General features: G+C 37.8%; 14 protein-coding genes. 4 read left to right on the top strand and 10 right to left on the bottom strand.

Translation table 11 applies throughout. The features are described from left to right. Positions 1-4 precede the first annotated feature (4 nt). Positions 5-745, top strand: a complete 741-nt coding sequence (locus tag V6R96_RS04490; protein ID WP_336378125.1) for a hypothetical protein — start codon at positions 5-7, stop codon at positions 743-745. 78 nt (positions 746-823) lie between these two features. After that, positions 824-1,600: a hypothetical protein gene (locus tag V6R96_RS04485; protein ID WP_223557733.1), complete on the top strand. Its 777-nt coding sequence runs from the start codon at positions 824-826 to the stop codon at positions 1,598-1,600. Between the two features lie 70 nt (positions 1,601-1,670). Here the strand turns inward: V6R96_RS04485 and serS are convergent, their stop codons facing one another. The 9 genes from serS to V6R96_RS04440 form a co-directional block, all read right to left on the bottom strand. Next, the gene (gene serS, locus V6R96_RS04480; protein WP_223557734.1) at positions 1,671-2,939 is read right to left on the bottom strand and encodes a serine--tRNA ligase; all 1,269 of its coding nucleotides are present in this window, start codon (positions 2,937-2,939) and stop codon (positions 1,671-1,673) included. Between the two features lie 66 nt (positions 2,940-3,005). After that, positions 3,006-3,515, bottom strand: a complete 510-nt coding sequence (locus V6R96_RS04475) for a hypothetical protein (protein WP_111958513.1) — start codon at positions 3,513-3,515, stop codon at positions 3,006-3,008. Between the two features lie 26 nt (positions 3,516-3,541). Beyond that, on the bottom strand, positions 3,542-4,786 hold the full coding sequence (locus tag V6R96_RS04470) for an oligosaccharide flippase family protein (protein WP_336378124.1): 1,245 nt from the start codon (positions 4,784-4,786) through the stop codon (positions 3,542-3,544). Next, the gene (locus tag V6R96_RS04465; RefSeq protein WP_336378123.1) at positions 4,783-5,919 is read right to left on the bottom strand and encodes a glycosyltransferase family 4 protein; all 1,137 of its coding nucleotides are present in this window, start codon (positions 5,917-5,919) and stop codon (positions 4,783-4,785) included. The genes V6R96_RS04470 and V6R96_RS04465 overlap by 4 nt, the downstream gene beginning before the upstream one ends. 378 nt (positions 5,920-6,297) lie before the next feature. Next, the gene (locus tag V6R96_RS04460) at positions 6,298-6,786 is read right to left on the bottom strand and encodes a hypothetical protein (RefSeq protein ID WP_111958507.1); all 489 of its coding nucleotides are present in this window, start codon (positions 6,784-6,786) and stop codon (positions 6,298-6,300) included. A gap of 101 nt (positions 6,787-6,887) precedes the next feature. Continuing rightward, a complete protein-coding gene (locus V6R96_RS04455) occupies positions 6,888-7,673 on the bottom strand; it encodes a (Fe-S)-binding protein (RefSeq protein WP_336378122.1) in 786 nt (261 codons plus the stop codon). A 71-nt stretch (positions 7,674-7,744) separates the two neighbouring features. Further along, entirely contained in the window at positions 7,745-9,088 is a 1,344-nt protein-coding gene (locus V6R96_RS04450; RefSeq protein ID WP_336378121.1) for a 4Fe-4S dicluster domain-containing protein, read from the bottom strand. Between the two features lie 7 nt (positions 9,089-9,095). Then, the gene (locus V6R96_RS04445) at positions 9,096-10,046 is read right to left on the bottom strand and encodes an MlaD family protein (RefSeq protein WP_111958719.1); all 951 of its coding nucleotides are present in this window, start codon (positions 10,044-10,046) and stop codon (positions 9,096-9,098) included. A gap of 126 nt (positions 10,047-10,172) precedes the next feature. Further along, positions 10,173-12,326 (bottom strand): peptidylprolyl isomerase, encoded by a 2,154-nt coding sequence (locus V6R96_RS04440; protein WP_336378120.1) that lies wholly within the window; start codon positions 12,324-12,326, stop codon positions 10,173-10,175. Between the two features lie 260 nt (positions 12,327-12,586). Here V6R96_RS04440 and lon point away from each other — a divergent pair, with 260 nt between their 5' ends. Both lon and V6R96_RS04430 read left to right on the top strand, forming a co-directional pair. Beyond that, the gene (gene lon, locus V6R96_RS04435) at positions 12,587-14,992 is read left to right on the top strand and encodes an endopeptidase La (RefSeq protein WP_111958499.1); all 2,406 of its coding nucleotides are present in this window, start codon (positions 12,587-12,589) and stop codon (positions 14,990-14,992) included. A 239-nt stretch (positions 14,993-15,231) separates the two neighbouring features. After that, complete coding sequence (locus tag V6R96_RS04430; protein WP_111958497.1) at positions 15,232-16,344, top strand: AI-2E family transporter; 1,113 nt, start codon at positions 15,232-15,234, stop codon at positions 16,342-16,344. Positions 16,345-16,410: 66 nt separating this feature from the next. Here the strand turns inward: V6R96_RS04430 and V6R96_RS20725 are convergent, their stop codons facing one another. Continuing rightward, positions 16,411-16,650 (bottom strand): bacteriocin-like protein, encoded by a 240-nt coding sequence (locus tag V6R96_RS20725; RefSeq protein ID WP_111958495.1) that lies wholly within the window; start codon positions 16,648-16,650, stop codon positions 16,411-16,413. Between the last annotated feature and the right edge of the window lie 66 nt (positions 16,651-16,716).

The following is a 16,716-nucleotide window of genomic DNA, read 5'->3' as shown; positions in this document are numbered from 1 at the left end:
TTCCATGAAAAATATCCTTTTTTTATTCATTGCAGGTCTTTTTGTTCTGCAATCATGTACTATTAACTCTGAAATTGTCTATCACAAAGATGCTGCATCAACTTCTGTTACAGACATCGATATGAGACAGTTTATTTCTGAAATGAAAGCTATGACTCCCGATTCTCTGAAGCAGCAGAAAGAATTCGGAGAAATGGACAAGTTGCCAACGATTTGGACAAGTTTTCTGGATGTTCAGAAGCAGAGTGGCAAGCCGCAGACTACAGATCCCGATTCGATAAGACTCATGAAAAAGATCTTCATGAAAATGAACAAGGAAAATAATGAGCCGGCCGGACTTTCCTTAAAAATGGATCACTTTACCCAAGCGGACTATCAGATGCTGAAAAGCTATAACAAGAAGGAAAAACTTCCGCTGGATCAGAATATTTTCAATAACTGGGACGGACAAACATTAACGATCAACACGGAAAATTTTAATCTTAAAAACATTGAAGAAACTCTTAAAAGCAAAGCTTCTAAAGACGAGGCTGAAAAAGTGGAAGGAATGGTTACCATGTTTTTTAAAAGTATAGAAACAACCCTGAAATTTGAAAACAAAATAAAATCTATCACCGGAAAACATGATTGGGTAAAACAAACCGATAATTATACGGTTAAAATTGATTACGATCTTAAAGCGATGTATGATAAAGAGGCCAAACTCAGGAATGCCGATAAAAAAATTGTTATCGTTACAGAATAAAAAACGGGCTGAAATTTCAGTCCGTTTTTGGTTGGTATCTGTTTTGTAATACATAAGAGAACACAAAAAATTTCAGTAATGATTAAACAGATAAATTTTTTATGGGCTGCCATCCTTGTCATAGTTCTCCAGTCCTGCTCTATCAATACAGAAACTACCTATTACAAAGATTCTGCTACCAGCATGCAGTCTAATATCCTGATGGATAAAAGTGTAATGGGAATGATGAGCATGATGGGTTCTGATCCAAAGAAACTGAGCGACCTGGATAAATTGCCTACCGACTGGACAAGTCTTTATAATGTTCAGAAGCATGGAAAAATAACTCTTAATGAGGATTCGGTGAAGGTGCTGAAAAAAGTCTATATGAAAGTGGATAAAGATAAAAACGAGATCATAGGCCTTTCCTTGAAGTATGATAAACTTATGCCCGCAGAAATTACCCAGCTTCTGGCCAGCGACAAACGTCTGAAAAAGATCCCCTTGCAGGACATTGCAGTCTGGAATGGTAAATCTCTGATTATTAATACTGATAAATTTAATTCTGATGGAATTCTCAAAATGCTGGAAGAAAAGGAAACGGAAGAAAAAACAGTTCCTAAAACCAAAAGTGATTCCATTGAGGCCTATGGCAAACAAATGGCTTCCGGAATGGCAGGAATGCTGAGAATGTTCAATCTTACATTTTCCAACAGGCTTAAATTTCAGAAACCCATCAAAAGTATTGAAGGCAAGCACGATTTCGTAAAACAGATCGATAACAAAACAGTTGAAATTGTTGTAAGATCCAATGACCTTGTAGATGGCAAAAACCTTGTCAATAAGGATAAGAAAGTGGTTATTACTACTGAATAATTGACCTCTAAACCCAATATAAATCCCCTTCCAAAACTGAAAGGGGATTATTTATTATAGTGTTATCTATTTAGTTAATCAGATCGAATCTCGCATATTCTGCAATTTTCTTAGGAATTCTGATTCCTTCAGCTGTCTGGTTGTTTTCAAGCAACGCAGCCATAATCCTTGGAAGGGCCATTGCAGAGCCATTCAGTGTATGAACCAACTGAGATTTCCCTTCTGTTTTGAAACGGCATTTCAGACGGTTTGCCTGGAAAGTTTCAAAATTAGATACAGAGCTTACTTCAAGCCACATTTCCTGCGCAGCACTCCAAACTTCAAAGTCATAGGTCATTGCTGATGTGAATCCCATATCACCACCACAAAGCCTCAACACCCTGAACGGAAGCTCAAGATCTGTAAGAATTTCCTTGATGTGCTCCACCATTTCTTCCAGTGCAGCATAAGAGTTCTCAGGCTTTTCAAGTCTTACAATCTCTACTTTTTCGAACTGGTGAAGACGGTTCAGACCTCTTACATGAGCTCCGTAACTTCCCGCTTCTCTTCTGTAGCACTGAGAGAAAGCTGTATTTTTGATAGGAAGATCCTTTTCTTCAAGCAATACGTCACGGTAAAGGTTCGTTACAGGAACTTCAGCTGTTGGGATAAGATAAAGATCATCCAAACCAATGTGGTACATCTGTCCTTCTTTGTCAGGAAGCTGTCCTGTTCCGTATCCTGAAGCCTCATTAACCACATGAGGAGGATTAACCTCCATATAGCCTTTTTCCACATTCTTATCCAGGAAATACTGAACCAAAGCTCTCTGAAGCCTTGCCCCTTTTCCTAAATAAACAGGAAAACCTGCTCCAGCGATTTTTACTCCAAGTTCAAAATCAATCAGATTATATTTTTTGGCAAGCTCCCAGTGAGGGATCGCTCCTTCTCCAAGTCCTTCTACATCGTGAGACTGGAAAATATTCTCGTTGTCTTCTGCAGATGCTCCACTTTTCACTAATTCAAACGGAATATTGGGAATCTGGTATAAAATATCCAGTAAAGCTTTTTCAGTTGCATCTAATTGGGATTGCAGTTCTTTACTCGACTCTTTGAATTGTGCTGTTTTAGATTTTGCAGACTCCGCTTCTTCTTTTTTTCCTTCTTTCATCAAAAGTCCAATTTCTTTGGAAATTTTGTTGATCTCGGCAAGCTGGGAATCTAATTCAAACTGTATTCTTTTTCTTTCGTCGTCGGCAGCAACAGCGTCGTCTACCAACCCAAGATTCTTGAATTGTCTTTTTTTAAGACCTTCTAAAACGCGTTCTTTATTGTCGCGCAAAAAATTGACTTGTAACATTTTATTGAGATGTTAAATATTAGATGTTAACTTAAAAAGCTAAGCTAACAGTTTTGCAAATTTAAATTATTTTATGATAGTAATGGTATTTATAGCATTGGGTGCATCTGCAGTCTTGGTAAATACGACTTGGTTATTGTAACGAACTTCCGAGACCTGAAATACCGACGGTGTCCAACGATATTTAATCTCCATTGAATCAACAGTAGTTATCACTACATTGTTCTCTGTTCTGCTCAATGCGAATGCCAATTTAGAATGATATGTTCTGTTATCGGGGCTTAATGAGTCCAGTGTTCTTCTTTTTGCTCCCCTTAAATATTCAAAGTAGTATATAGAGTCTGTAGTTACTTTAAGGGGTACAGATACCGGAGCCACGTCCGCAACACCAAAAGCATCATTAACCGCATAGGAAGAATAGGAACCTGTCTTTTTTGCATTCAGCAGATCCTGTCCCGCACTGTTTTTTACATAAATGTTCAGAATCTGATCAATTCTCTGTAAAGAATCGTCATCGCTTCCACAACTAACGAACGCAAAAAGCACAAACAATAATCGAAAACCCGAATTCTTCATAAGACAAAGGTAATAAAGATTTGTAATTAAGGAAGTTTCTTCAGATACAAAAAGAAAAAAATAAGATAAAACAAACCTGATATAAGTATTGTTGATGTCATGGCAATACCCATCCCTAAAGTTCCATATACAGGTATTAATAAATATGCAGCCACTGCAAGGAAAATAAGAGAAGCTATGCCCACCCAGGTATTGATTTCTACTTTACCCACTGCCGGAAGAAGATTCCCATAAAGATTTCTGGTTAACATTCCTATATTGAATCCTATTAATAAAACCATCAGTAACTCCGAATTATCAATATATGCAGTTCCGAAAAAATATTTTAAGATGTAGCGATCAAAAAACATAAAGAAAATAAATATACCAATACAAACAGGTATAAATACTTTATGGAAATTAATTACATAAGATTTTAAAAATGTTTTATTCTGATAGTTTTTAGAGAGCAATGGTAAATCGCTTTGCAAAAAACTAATGGCTAAAAAGGTGATATTGGACGGTATCAGAATGGCAACACGGTAATTGGCAACAGCAGTTTCATTCATTAAAAACCCAAGCAAAAGAATGTCTAGAGAGAACATAGTGTCGGAAATAAGAGATGTTGCCGCTGTAAATGCACCATACCTCCACATTTCCCTGTAATTTTTAGGAATGAACTGATGAAATGAATAAATCTCTTTGTTCAGCCAAAACAATGAAAGATATGGTGTGATGGCAATGGCAATCAGGTAGCCATAAAACTTAAAGAAATAAGTGAGAATAAGAATTAAAACCAATCCTCCGATATTAACCACATTATTAACTTTTGCAAATATCCGGTTCTTACCCGTAATCCGGTAAAAAACCTGAATATGGCTCACAAAATAATATCCCGCCAATCTTACCACACCAAAACAGAAAATAATAAAGATATTTTCATACTTTTTATAATAAAAAAGAGAAACACATAAAAATAAAATGATCAACAAGATTTCAAAGAACAGCCCTTTGAAAAAAAAGTAGGAGGAAATTTTCCGTTTTTCAGTCTCGTCAGTTGAAATTGATCCGAACCGCATTAAACTCTGTCCGCTTCCAAAACCTGTAAACGGCATAAAAATGGTAAGTACCGAAAGAGCAATACTTAATACTCCAAATTCATTTTCAGAAAGCAACCTGATCACCAATAAATTTCCTGCAAATCCACAAATTTTAGCAATCAGGAAAGATAAAAAAACGTAATGCCCTTGATTATTAAAAAAGCTTCTCAAAAAATCTTTTAAGCTTTTCATGGCTTCTTATTTTTACAAATATTTTCATAAACTTCAGAAAACTTCCGCCCAATAATTTCTTCTGAAAAAGTATCTTTTGCATATTGAGACAGTAAAGAAACACTTTCATTTTTAGGTTCTTCTAAAATTAGACTCATTGCAGAAAACAACTGTTCTTCATCTACCTTTGGAAGTAAAATGCCCGCATTTTCAGGAAAAAATTCGCTGATTCCACCAACATTTGTTGATATCACCTTAAGACCACAGGCAAATGCCTCTGCAATTACACAAGGCTGATTTTCGTCATCGCTAAAAAGAATGAAACAATCGGATTTTTGCATTCGCTCAGCAACTTGGGCTATAGTTTGTATTCCAAAAATTTCTATTCTGTCTTCAGCTTTTGCATTTTTTACTTCGCCTTTCAAAGTGTCAATATTCCCATCACCTCCCAACTGTAAATTAAACCGATATCCTTTTGACAAGAGCTTTAATGCAACCTTTAATATTTTATCTGAGTTCTTTCTGGGAATCAAATTGGAGACATGGATAAATGTAAAATCAGAACCTGATTTCATTACCGGTTTAAAAAGGTTAGTATTAACCACATTGGGAATAACTTTCATTTCAGTGGTTATACCAATTTTCTTTAGTCCTTTTTCTAAATCACCGCTCACAGGCAATATCTTCTCTGCAGCGTTTCCAATGATTTTGGCAATCAATTTTGTAATAAAAGGAGTGCGATTACGATTTACTTCCCTCAACGCTGTCCAATGTTCAGTAACTACAAACGGAATTTTAAATTTCTTCTTTAGATAAACAGCAAAAAGCATAGAATTATGCATTACATTGGCATGCACCAAATCCGGTTTCTGCATTTTATGATAGCCTTTTTTATACGCCTGCATTCTCCGTAAAAAATTCTGAACAGGATTTTTTGAGTTTTTATAATAAATAATACAGGTCCTGATACCGTTTATCACCCGATCATCCTCCAGAAACTTTTGCTTTTGATTAAAATCACCAATGGCATGAACTATTTCAACATCATGTATTTTTGCCACAGCCTCAGCGTGGCGCTGAACAAAATTTCCATTCGTAGGCTCTATTTTATTGGGAAACCATGATGAGATAAACAGTATTTTTTTCCTTTCCAAAATTTTATCTAGATGTATATTCACGTAAAGTCATTAATCGACCTTCAAATAATGGTTAAAATTAGTGAATTCCAATCTTTAATCCGAATAATTCCCAAAAATATCAGCATAGTTAAAGGAAGTTAGCATACCATTAATGTTCAACGTATAATAATTCATTAATGACAGATTAAATACTTCCGCAGGAGCAAATTCTGTAATCCTTTTGGGTATGCAAATCAAGGATAATGTGGAATAAGAGCTGTTTCTATTGCAGTAGCCCCCAGCAGAGGTACTAAACAAAAGAACCTTACATTGAAGACTTTATAAGACTGTTTTCAACAGAAAACTGCCTAAGGCTTCAATCTAAAGTTCTGATCGATTGATTTTTATATTCGCCTAAGCTATACCTGCAGCCCAGCTTTTTTCCAATGGCAGTAAAAAGTGGCTTAAAAAGTCCAGGTATGTATTTTTAGAGAAATCAAAAACCTGAATGTCTTTTGGCAGTTCACCGCTTCTCAGCTGAGATTTAAAATCCTGAAGCTTCAATGTTTTTACCTCCCCGTCTTGTACAAAGCTGGCTTTCATCCTGTCGAAAAGTCCAAGCTGGTATTCTTCATCAATTTCGCGCATGATCTTCCCTAAGGCATCAATACTGCAGCCTGAAGCCATTTCTTTCTCTTCATCCACGCAAACCACGATAAATTGATTTTTTTCAATTTTAAAGGATGAAGAAAGCGGTTTTCCGTGTGCCGCCCAGGTCGCCAGGAAATCGAAAAGCTTTTCGGTAATGGCCTTAGCTTCTTTGGTTTCAAAAGGTCTGGATGCCGGGTATATAATAACTCTGTAGTCGCTGGTTTCTACTATGCTGGATTCTTCAATTTTCATATCCTGTCAATTTTAAAGTATAAAATTAAGAAATATTCCTGATTTTATGATAAAGAAAAACCCAGACCTAAGCCTGAGTTTTTTCTTATTTTCTGCTGTTCTTACAGATCTTCAGCTTCTGCAAGAAGTTCTACAATATCTTTTACAGCTACTTCTGTATTTTTATTAAAATGTTTTACACCGTCCGTCATCATTGTGTTACAGAAAGGGCATCCTGTAGCAATGACTTTTGGCTCGAAAGACAAAGCTTCTTCCGTTCTTTCGATATTGATGTCTTTATTCCCTTTTTCTGGTTCTTTAAACATCTGTGCACCTCCTGCTCCACAACATAAACCATTGGTTTTGCAGCGTTTCATTTCAACAAGTTCTGCATCCAGTTTTTCAAGGAGCATTCTTGGAGCTTCATATTCGTCGTTGGCTCTTCCAAGGTAGCAAGGATCATGGAAAGTGATTTTTTTCCCTTTAAAGGCACCTCCTTCTATCTTCAGCCTTCCTTCCTCCATCAAAGTTTTAAGGAACTGAGTATGGTGAACGACTTCAAAGTGACCTCCAAGGCTTGGATATTCATTTTTCAGGGTATTGAAACAGTGAGGACAGGCAGTGACGATCTTTTTCACTTCATAAGCATTCAGGACCTCAATATTAGTAAGGGCCATCATCTGAAAAACAAATTCGTTTCCTGCTCTTTTTGCGGGATCCCCGGTACAGCTTTCTTCCTGTCCAAGTACAGCAAATTCAACTCCTATTTTGTTTAATATCTTGCAAAATGCTTTTGTAATTTTTTTGGCGCGGTCGTCAAAACTTCCAGCACATCCAACCCAAAATAAAACTTCCGGGGTCTTTCCTTCGGCAGCATATTCTGCCATTGTTTTTATATTGAAATCCATTTTCTCAAATTTACGAATATGCCAATGTACCAGTTTACCAATGAATTGCTACATTGTTACATTATTTTACATTAATTCTCATTTGCCCAATTCAGACGGTCTGCCTGGTTATACTGCCAAGGAGCAGCATTGTTTTCTACATTCGTCATCATCAGATTCAGTTCCTGAGGGGCAGCGGACTGCTCCATCACAAGGAATCTTCTCATTTCGAAAATGATAGAAAGCGGATCCAGCAATACCGGACATGCTTCTGTACATGCATTACATGTGGTACAGGCCCAAAGCTCTTCTTTGGTAATATAATCATTCAGAAGCTTCTTACCGTCGTCTTCGAATTTTCCGTTCTTGTCTATATTTCTTCCTACTTCTTCGATCCTGTCTCTTGTTTTCATCAGAATCAGTCTCGGAGAAAGTTTTTTACCTGTAATATTAGCCGGACATACGGCAGTACATCTTCCGCATTCTGTACAGGAGTATGCATTAAGCAACTGCACCTGGTTAAGATCAAATATATCTTCTGCTCCAAATTTAGACGGAACATCTGCTGTTTCGCCTTCAGCCGGTGCAGCATAAGGATCTGCGTTAGGATCCATCATCAGTTTGATCTCCTTGGTGACAGAATCCAGGTTATTGAATTTTCCTTTTTTCTCAAGGTTCGCAAACCATGTGCTTGGAAAAGCTAAAATAATATGAAGGTGTTTTGAGTAATAAAGATAGTTCATGAAGAAAAGAATCCCCACAAAGTGGAACCACCATGCAAATCTTTCAACAAAAACCAAGAAGCCATTGTCAAAACTAAATACTTCTAAGAATGGAACAAAAAGCATCTGGCTAATCGGGAAAGAACCTATATGATGAAAACCTTCTGCATTTCTAGCCTGCAAAACAGATTCTGAGGCATTCATACTGAAGAAAGCTACCATTAGAGCAAACTCTATGATCAGAATCCAGTTGGCATCGTTTTTAGGCCAGCCAAAAAGCTCTTTCATATTAAGTCTTTTTACGCCATAGAAATTTCTTCTGATAAAGAAAATAACAACTCCGATGATTACTAAAAGAGCCAGTACTTCTAATGTCGCTGTGAAGAAGCTGTAGAAACTATTCCCAAAAATGGAAGCCAAAAACCTGTGGGTTCCAAAGATTCCGTCAACAATAATTTCTATCAATTCAATGTTGATAATAACAAAACCCACATATACAAAAAGATGGAGGATACCTGCTACAGGACGTTTTACCATTTTGCTCTGGCCCATCGCCACTCTGGCCATGGTTTCCCAGCGCTCAGCTTTTCTGTCACTTCTATTGATTTCCCTTCCTAACCTGATATTTCTATAAATCTTTTGCAGGCTTTTTGCAAACAGCCCGAATCCCGCAATTAATAAGATCAGAAAAATAATGTTATCAATGTACTGCATAAGGTGATTAGTCTTTATTATTCTTACCGAAAACTGAGAAATTGATGTATCTCTTAGGGTTTGCCTTCATGTCTTCAATCAATGAATTCAGGTTAGTGGAAGCAGAGTTCAGGTTATTGTAAAGCTGCTCGTCCTTCATTAATTTCCCTAAGCTTCCCTGTCCGTTATCGACACCTGCTATTACCTGGTTAAGTTTTCCTACGGTAGCATCCAAATTAGCAATTGTCGCATTCAGCCTTTTAGTATCAATGCTTTCTGCAAGGTTCCCGTATTTATCTAATGTCACCTTCCCACTTTGCATGGTAAGGCTTGCATCGTCAAGTACTTTTTGAAGTTTAGGATCGTTATGTCCCACAAGAGTATTTACACTTCCTGCTGTAGTCTGCAAAGCACCTACCGTCTTATTAAGATTGGCAAGCAGCGCCCTGATTTCTTCTCTGTTTTGTGCATTGACCACTTGGTTTGCATTCGCCATCAAAGAGTCTACTCTGTACAGAACAGTCTGCAACTGATCTTTAACAGGACCTACCTGAGAAGAAAGGCTTCCTAATGTTCCCAGTTTGAAAGATCCCTGAAGCGTATCACCGTCTTTTGCAGTTGGACCTCCATACATCAGGTTTACTCTCATTTCTTTTCCTGACATCAGGCCTGGTTCAAAGATTTCAAGGGTTGAATTTTTGGAAAATTCGAATTTGTCATCTACCGTAATTTTCACCACAAAACTGATCTTTCCGTCTTTTGCTGTTCTAGGAATGATCTTATCAACCTGACCTACTTTCAAACCATTAATGGAAACCGCAGATGACTGCGCAAGTCCTTCCACATTATCGTATTTTGCGTAAAATATATTATCGGTAGTAAAAAGACTTCTGCCTTTCATGAATTGAAACAACACCACAAAGCCTACAATAGCTATAAGTGCAATCACACCAGCTTTTAATTCTTTACTGAACTTCACTTGCTAAATTTTTTCTAATGAGCAAATATAACACATTTTAAATTAATCTTTTTCTTTATTGTTCTGCGTTAAATACAAAAAAGCGGCAGAAAATTCTGCCGCTTTTATATCTGTAAATTTAAAATCTTACTGTTGCTGATTTCCCAGCTTGTTCCAGATTTCAATTCTGTAATCTTTGATATCTGCATTATCCTGAAGACTCTTCATCCAAGCCTGTCCGAACATACTTGCACTTCTCTGGGTAATAGATTCTGTAAACTGCTTAAGGTCACCCGGCTGCTTGTTCACTGTTTCTGATTTTTTGATCAATACATAAACTCCTGTTCCGCCTTCAATAGGGTTAGAAAGCTTACCTTTTGCAACTCCAAAAGCTGCACCTGCAACTTTAGGCTCCATAGCACCGGCTACTGAAGGGTTAAGCATATTAACCTGAGCAGATTGTTTTGTTGAAGCAAACAGTTTTGCGATCTGGTCTAAGCTTGAAGCTTTAGCTCCGGCAATTTTATCAGAGATCTGTTTAGCCGCCAATTTATTTTTAACAACCACCTCGATCTGATCTCTTACAGATTCAGGATCTGCAAGACCTGCTTCCTGTTTTCCGTTAAGATATGCTACGATTTTATCTCCTGTACCTTCTACAGTAAAGAATTCTGTATCTCCCTTCGTTCTTTTCTTATCGAATGCCCATGCCAGGATTTCTCCGTCTTTATCTGTCCCAAGTCCCTGAAGCTGCCCGTCGAATCTTTTAGCGGCTTTAGGATTAGAGAACTGATAGTTTCCTTTTTTAGCAATATTCACGAAATCGTTGAAAGATTTCCCCTGAACCTGCTGAATGAATCTTCTTGCTTTTTTATCAGATTCGGCTTCTGTAGCATCTGAAGGTTTAACTTCTTTTACAAGGTTAGCTACCTTATAGCTCATTGCTCCGGCTTTTTTATCTTCAATATTGATGATATGGTATCCGAATTGTGTTTCTACCACTCCTGTAGCGCCTTTAGGGTTATTTGCCAGATAGGTAAGGAACTCAGGAACGAAAGGTGTTTCCGGAGTTGTCCAGCCTAAACTTCCACCTTGTGCTGCAGAGTTAGGATCGTTAGAAAGTTTCAGGAATTCCGTAAATTTAGCAGGAGTAGCCTTCACAATAGCTCCGATAGAGTCTGCCAATTTCTTAGCCTGCTCCTTAGATCTTGTTACACCTTGTCCTGCAGGGCTTCCTTTGAAAGCGATAAGAATATGTCTTGACAATGTAGAATCTGAAGTCTTTTTATCCAAAAGTTTCGACACTACATAGAAATTTTGTTCTTTGTAGGGCCCGAAAGTCTGTCCGATAGCTGCAGTTGCAATTTGTCCCTGAATTGTCTGAGGCAATTGGGCAGGCGCTGAATATTGATTGTTGAAAGGCATATCAGAATTAGCCATCACGAACATAGAGTCGTTCTTTGTATTCTGGAAGTTCTCTGTTCCTCCGCTTGCATCAGTACCACCTGAGAAAAGCTTATTGATCTCTTTCTGAGCCGCTGCATCATCTGCCGGGCTAGGCTTAGAAGGGAAATATACAATCCCGATGTTTCTGCTTGGCTCCGCTTTAAACATGACAGGGTGTTGCTTGATATAGTTTTCAAGGTCTGCCGTAGTAACGTTAATTTTCGTTTTTTGAAGGTATGCTGCATAGTCGATCTTTACAAAGTCGATATCAGCCAGCTGGTCTCTCTGCTTCATAAGCTCTTCAGCTTCTTTCTTGCCAGTAGTGATTCCCGCTGAAATATTAGTAAACACCTGTCTTGCCATCAGTCTGTATTCCACAGTTTTTCTGGTCTTCAGCCATTGGTTGTAGCCTTCCGGGTTGGTGTTCTTTAATGTTTCAATTTCTTTTTTAAGCTCTTGAGTTTTAAAATTACCTTTCTCATCAAAGAACTGTTGGTTTTGAGCGAACATCTGATCATACTGGATCTGATTCCAGAAATAATCATCAGTCATTTCAAAGCCCAATTTCTCAAATTGTTGTTTGATAAGTTTAGATTGTACAAGTAACTGCCAAGCCTGCTCTTCAAGTCCCGTTTTTGGACGGCCCTGTTGCTCAGCCTGCTGCTGCAGTACGAAAAGCTGATCATTGAACTCTTCGCGGGTGACTTTCTCACCGTTTACTTTTCCTAAAACATCAGGATTTTTTCCAAAAACCTTGTCGATGCTGTCGGGATTTACCAGAAACGCTAAAAGCGCCAATGCGATCACTCCCATCAAAAGCCAAGGCTTACTCCTAATCTGTCCTAAAATTGCCATTTTATATATTATAGTTTTTTATCAGTTTGCGAAAATACACATTTTTAAGAAATTAGAGAAGCAGAACTCCTTTATTTTAATTTTTAAAATGAAAGATTACTAAAAAAAGGAAATTTTGACCATATTTTTTAGCAAAAAACAAATGGCATAGGTATTGTGCAATTTAGAGAACTATAATACGCTGCACGTTTTCAGCGCATATTGTAAAATATCATTTTAACGATTTAAAACGAAGATGACAATTTGTCATTTGATTAACTATGACAGAATTTGAAGATATTAGTTTAGAGGAAATGATCAGCGATGGGTTTGACATTGTAGCCGAGGAGATCAATCTTTCAGACTTTTCGGAGACTGATAAAAATTCCGAACAGAGAATATTCCCTATACTTCCCGTAAGAAATATGGTCATGTTTCCGAATGTGGTAATTCCTATTACTGCAGGAAGAAAAACATCGATACAGCTTCTTGAAGAGGCACAGAAAAATGGCGAGTTCATTGGAATCGTGAGCCAGAAAAACTCAGATTTGGAGCAACCAGCCGAGAAAGATATGTACCAGACCGGTACATTGGCAAAGATCATCAAAATCATCAAACTTCCTGAAGGCAATATTACAGCTATTACTAAAGGTTTCCACAGATTTAAAATAAAAAGAATCGTAGAAAGCCGGCCTTATTTCAAAGCTGAAATCACAAAACTGAAAGATTCCAGGCCAAAAAATAAGGAAGAATATGAGGCTTTACTTGAGAATATCAAAGATTTAGCCTTGAAAATAATCGAGCTGGACCCTAATATTCCAAATGCGGCCAATTTCGCCATCAAAAACATCAATAATAATGATGATCTTCTGAATTTCATCTGCACTAATGCAAGCTTTCCTTCTACGGAAAAACAAAAGCTGCTTGAGGAGAAAAGCCTTATGGAAAGGGCCAACAAGTGCTATGAGATGATGCATGAGGATTTCAGAAAACTGGAACTGAGAAACCAGATTCATCAGAAAACATCAAAGGATCTTGACAAACAGCAGAGAGAATATTTTCTGAATCAGCAGATCAGAACCATTCAGGATGAACTGGGAGGCGGCCCGGAAAGCGATGTCGAGGATCTTATCAATAAGGCAAGAAGAAAAAAGTGGAATCAGGAAGTGGAAGATCATTTCCAGAAAGAGATCAGCAGACTGCAGCGCCAAAACCCGAATTCGCCGGACTATAACGTTCAGAGAAATTATCTTGATTTCTTCACAGATCTTCCGTGGGAAACCTATACAAAAGATGTTTTTGATATTGCCAAGGCTGAAAAAACTTTAGACAAAGCTCATTTCGGACTGGAAGATATTAAGAAAAGAATTCTGGAGCACATGGCTGTTTTAAAGCTAAAAAACAACATGAAATCCCCTATTCTTTTACTTGTAGGGCCTCCGGGAGTAGGAAAAACATCTTTAGGAAAATCGGTTGCTGATGCCCTGGGAAGAAAATATGTAAGATTATCTCTGGGTGGACTTCATGACGAAAGTGAAATCCGTGGACACAGAAAAACATATATTGGAGCCATGGCAGGAAGAATCCTGCAATCTATCAAAAAAGCAGGCACTTCCAATCCGGTAATCGTTCTTGATGAAATTGACAAAATCGCTCAGGGGCTTCACGGTGACCCAAGCTCTGCCCTTTTGGAAGTTCTTGATCCTGAGCAGAATAAATCTTTCTATGACAATTTCCTGGAAATGGGCTACGATTTGTCCAAAGTGATGTTTATCGCTACGGCAAATTCACTGTCTACGATCCAGACGCCATTGTTAGACAGGACGGAGATCATTCAGATCGCCGGATATACGATGGAGGAAAAAACAGAGATTGCAAAGAGACATTTGATCAAAAAGCAGCAGGAAGAAAACGGTTTGGATGCAAAATCATTCAAACTCGGAAATTCTGAACTTAAACATATCATTGAAGCACACACTTCAGAAAGCGGTGTAAGAACCCTGGAAAAAAGGATTGCATCCATTGCAAGATGGGTTGCCCTTCAGACTGCTTTAATGAAAGAATATGACCCAAGGATCACTATTGAAAAAATAGATGAGATTCTTGGTGTTCCAAGACCGAAAAGCCTGTCTGAAATCACCGGGGTACCTGGTGTAGTTACAGGTCTTGCATGGACCAGTGTGGGCGGAGATATTTTATACATTGAAAGTATTTTAAGTAATGGAAAAGGAGGTCTTACCATGACCGGAAACCTGGGTACCGTTATGAAAGAATCTGCAACCATCGCCTTGGAATATATCAAAGCTAAACATGACGAGCTTGGAATAGCGCAGGAAGAGCTGGATAAGAAAAACATCCACGTTCACGTCCCGGAAGGGGCAACACCGAAAGACGGGCCGTCTGCAGGTATTGCTATGCTAACGTCAATGGTTTCTTCATTCAAAAATAAGAAAGTAAAACCTCATCTTGCGATGACGGGTGAAATTACGTTAAGAGGAAAAGTACTTCCTGTAGGCGGAATCAAAGAAAAGCTTCTTGCAGCCACGAGAGCAGGAATAAAAGAGGTAATTCTTTGTGAAGCGAACAGAAAAGATGTGGAAGAGATCAAAAAAGATTATTTGAAAAACCTGACTGTACATTATGTGAACAGAATGGAGGAAGTAGTCGACTTTGCGATCGAAAAATAATTCAGAACATATCAACTCTCAATAAGGAAACGCATCTCAGATTATATTTGAGGTGCGTTTTTTGTCATTAAGTTCAGCTACAAAAGCACAAAAAAATAATTGAGATTAATTTTAAAAAAACACGTACCACACGACACTGTCCTATGGCTTCTCTTTCAAAAAGAATTATGTTAATTAAACCAAAACACGTCTTTAATTAGACGGGTTTTCTTATTTTTATGCAACAGATTTGAAAAATTATGAATTTTCTTCGACTTCCTTTTCTTGTTAACCTTACGCTTGTAGTTATTTCCATCATTGGCTTGGGTTACCTGCTGGCACTCGGGCAGAGCATATTAGCCCCTTTCTTCTTAGCTTTTTTAATGGCCATGCTCTTTCTTCCCGCCGCCACTTTCATGGAAAGAAAATTAAGATTTCCAAGATCCATATCAACGATGACTTCGGTTTTTGTGATGCTGGCTATCTTATCCGGGCTTATTTATTTTTTCGGATCACAACTTTCTGATTTCAGCAAAGACATTCCCCACCTAAGGGATCAGGTGACGACTGTTTTCAGTAATCTGCAGCACTGGATTTCAAAAACCTTCAATGTAAAGATAGATGAGCAGCTGGATTATATTAACCAGGGCTTGAATAAGCTGCTTTCTTCCTCGGGAGTAATCCTTGGCTTTACTTTCGGGATATTTTCAAGCGGTTTTGGCTTTATCGTATTTTTCACCTTGTTCTTTATTTTTATTTTAAATTACAGAAGGGTTCTTAATAATTTCATTGTAACCGTTTTTAACGAAAAACATAAAGCAAGTGTGCAGGAAGTGGTTAACGAGATCAGAGTCATGACGAAAAAATATATTTTCGGGCTTTGTCTGCAGGTTTTGATTGTTTCAATGCTCTGCACCATCCTTCTTACTGTTTTAGGAATAAAATATGCCATACTTCTGGCTATTTTGACAGGCTTATTAAATGTAATTCCTTATCTGGGAATATGTATCTCCCTCTTAATATCATGTTTTATTGCCTTTGCAACAGGCGCCCCTTCTACCTGTGTATACGTAGCAATCGGATATATTGCCATACATATCATTGACGGAAATATTGTCCTTCCGTTTGTTGTAGGTTCAAAAGTAAAGATCAATGCTCTGTTTTCCTTCATCGGAATTATTTTAGGCGAACATCTTTGGGGGATCGCAGGAATGTTCCTCTGCATTCCGGCTATTGCAATCATTAAAATTATTTTTGAAAGAGTAGACGGCTTAAAGCCATGGGGCAAGCTGCTCGGGGAAGAAGAAAAGCCGAATAAAAAGAAAAAGAGCTACAAGATTTCTAAGAATATCACATTGAAGGAAATGGATTGACCATTGACAATGAGTTATTACAAATAAAAAAAGCTGCCTCCATTGAGACAGCTCCTAGAGTTGATCTTATAGTGCGCACAATGGGCTCATTCCGCTTGGACAGGTCTGGTTACACGGAATATATGCATGGCTATCAGGACAATATCCCAAATCGTCGCCACCACCACCTGGACCACCTAAACACGGGTCTCCCGGCGGAATAATACATGGGCAGCCTTCCGGTCCTATATCACAGATAGGAGGTTTTCCTCCGCCATGAACTTTCTTTAAACTCTCACGATTTAATTTTTGAAGATTTTTCAGCATAATACGATTGTTTAGTTTTGATTTGTATAACAAATATATTAAATGAAATTAGAAATTATTCCAAAC

It is taken from the genome of Chryseobacterium sp. CCNWLW53, from assembly GCF_037083525.1.
Classification (GTDB): Bacteria; Bacteroidota; Bacteroidia; order Flavobacteriales; family Weeksellaceae; genus Chryseobacterium; species Chryseobacterium lathyri.
This window is presented reverse-complemented; position numbering and strand designations above follow the sequence as displayed.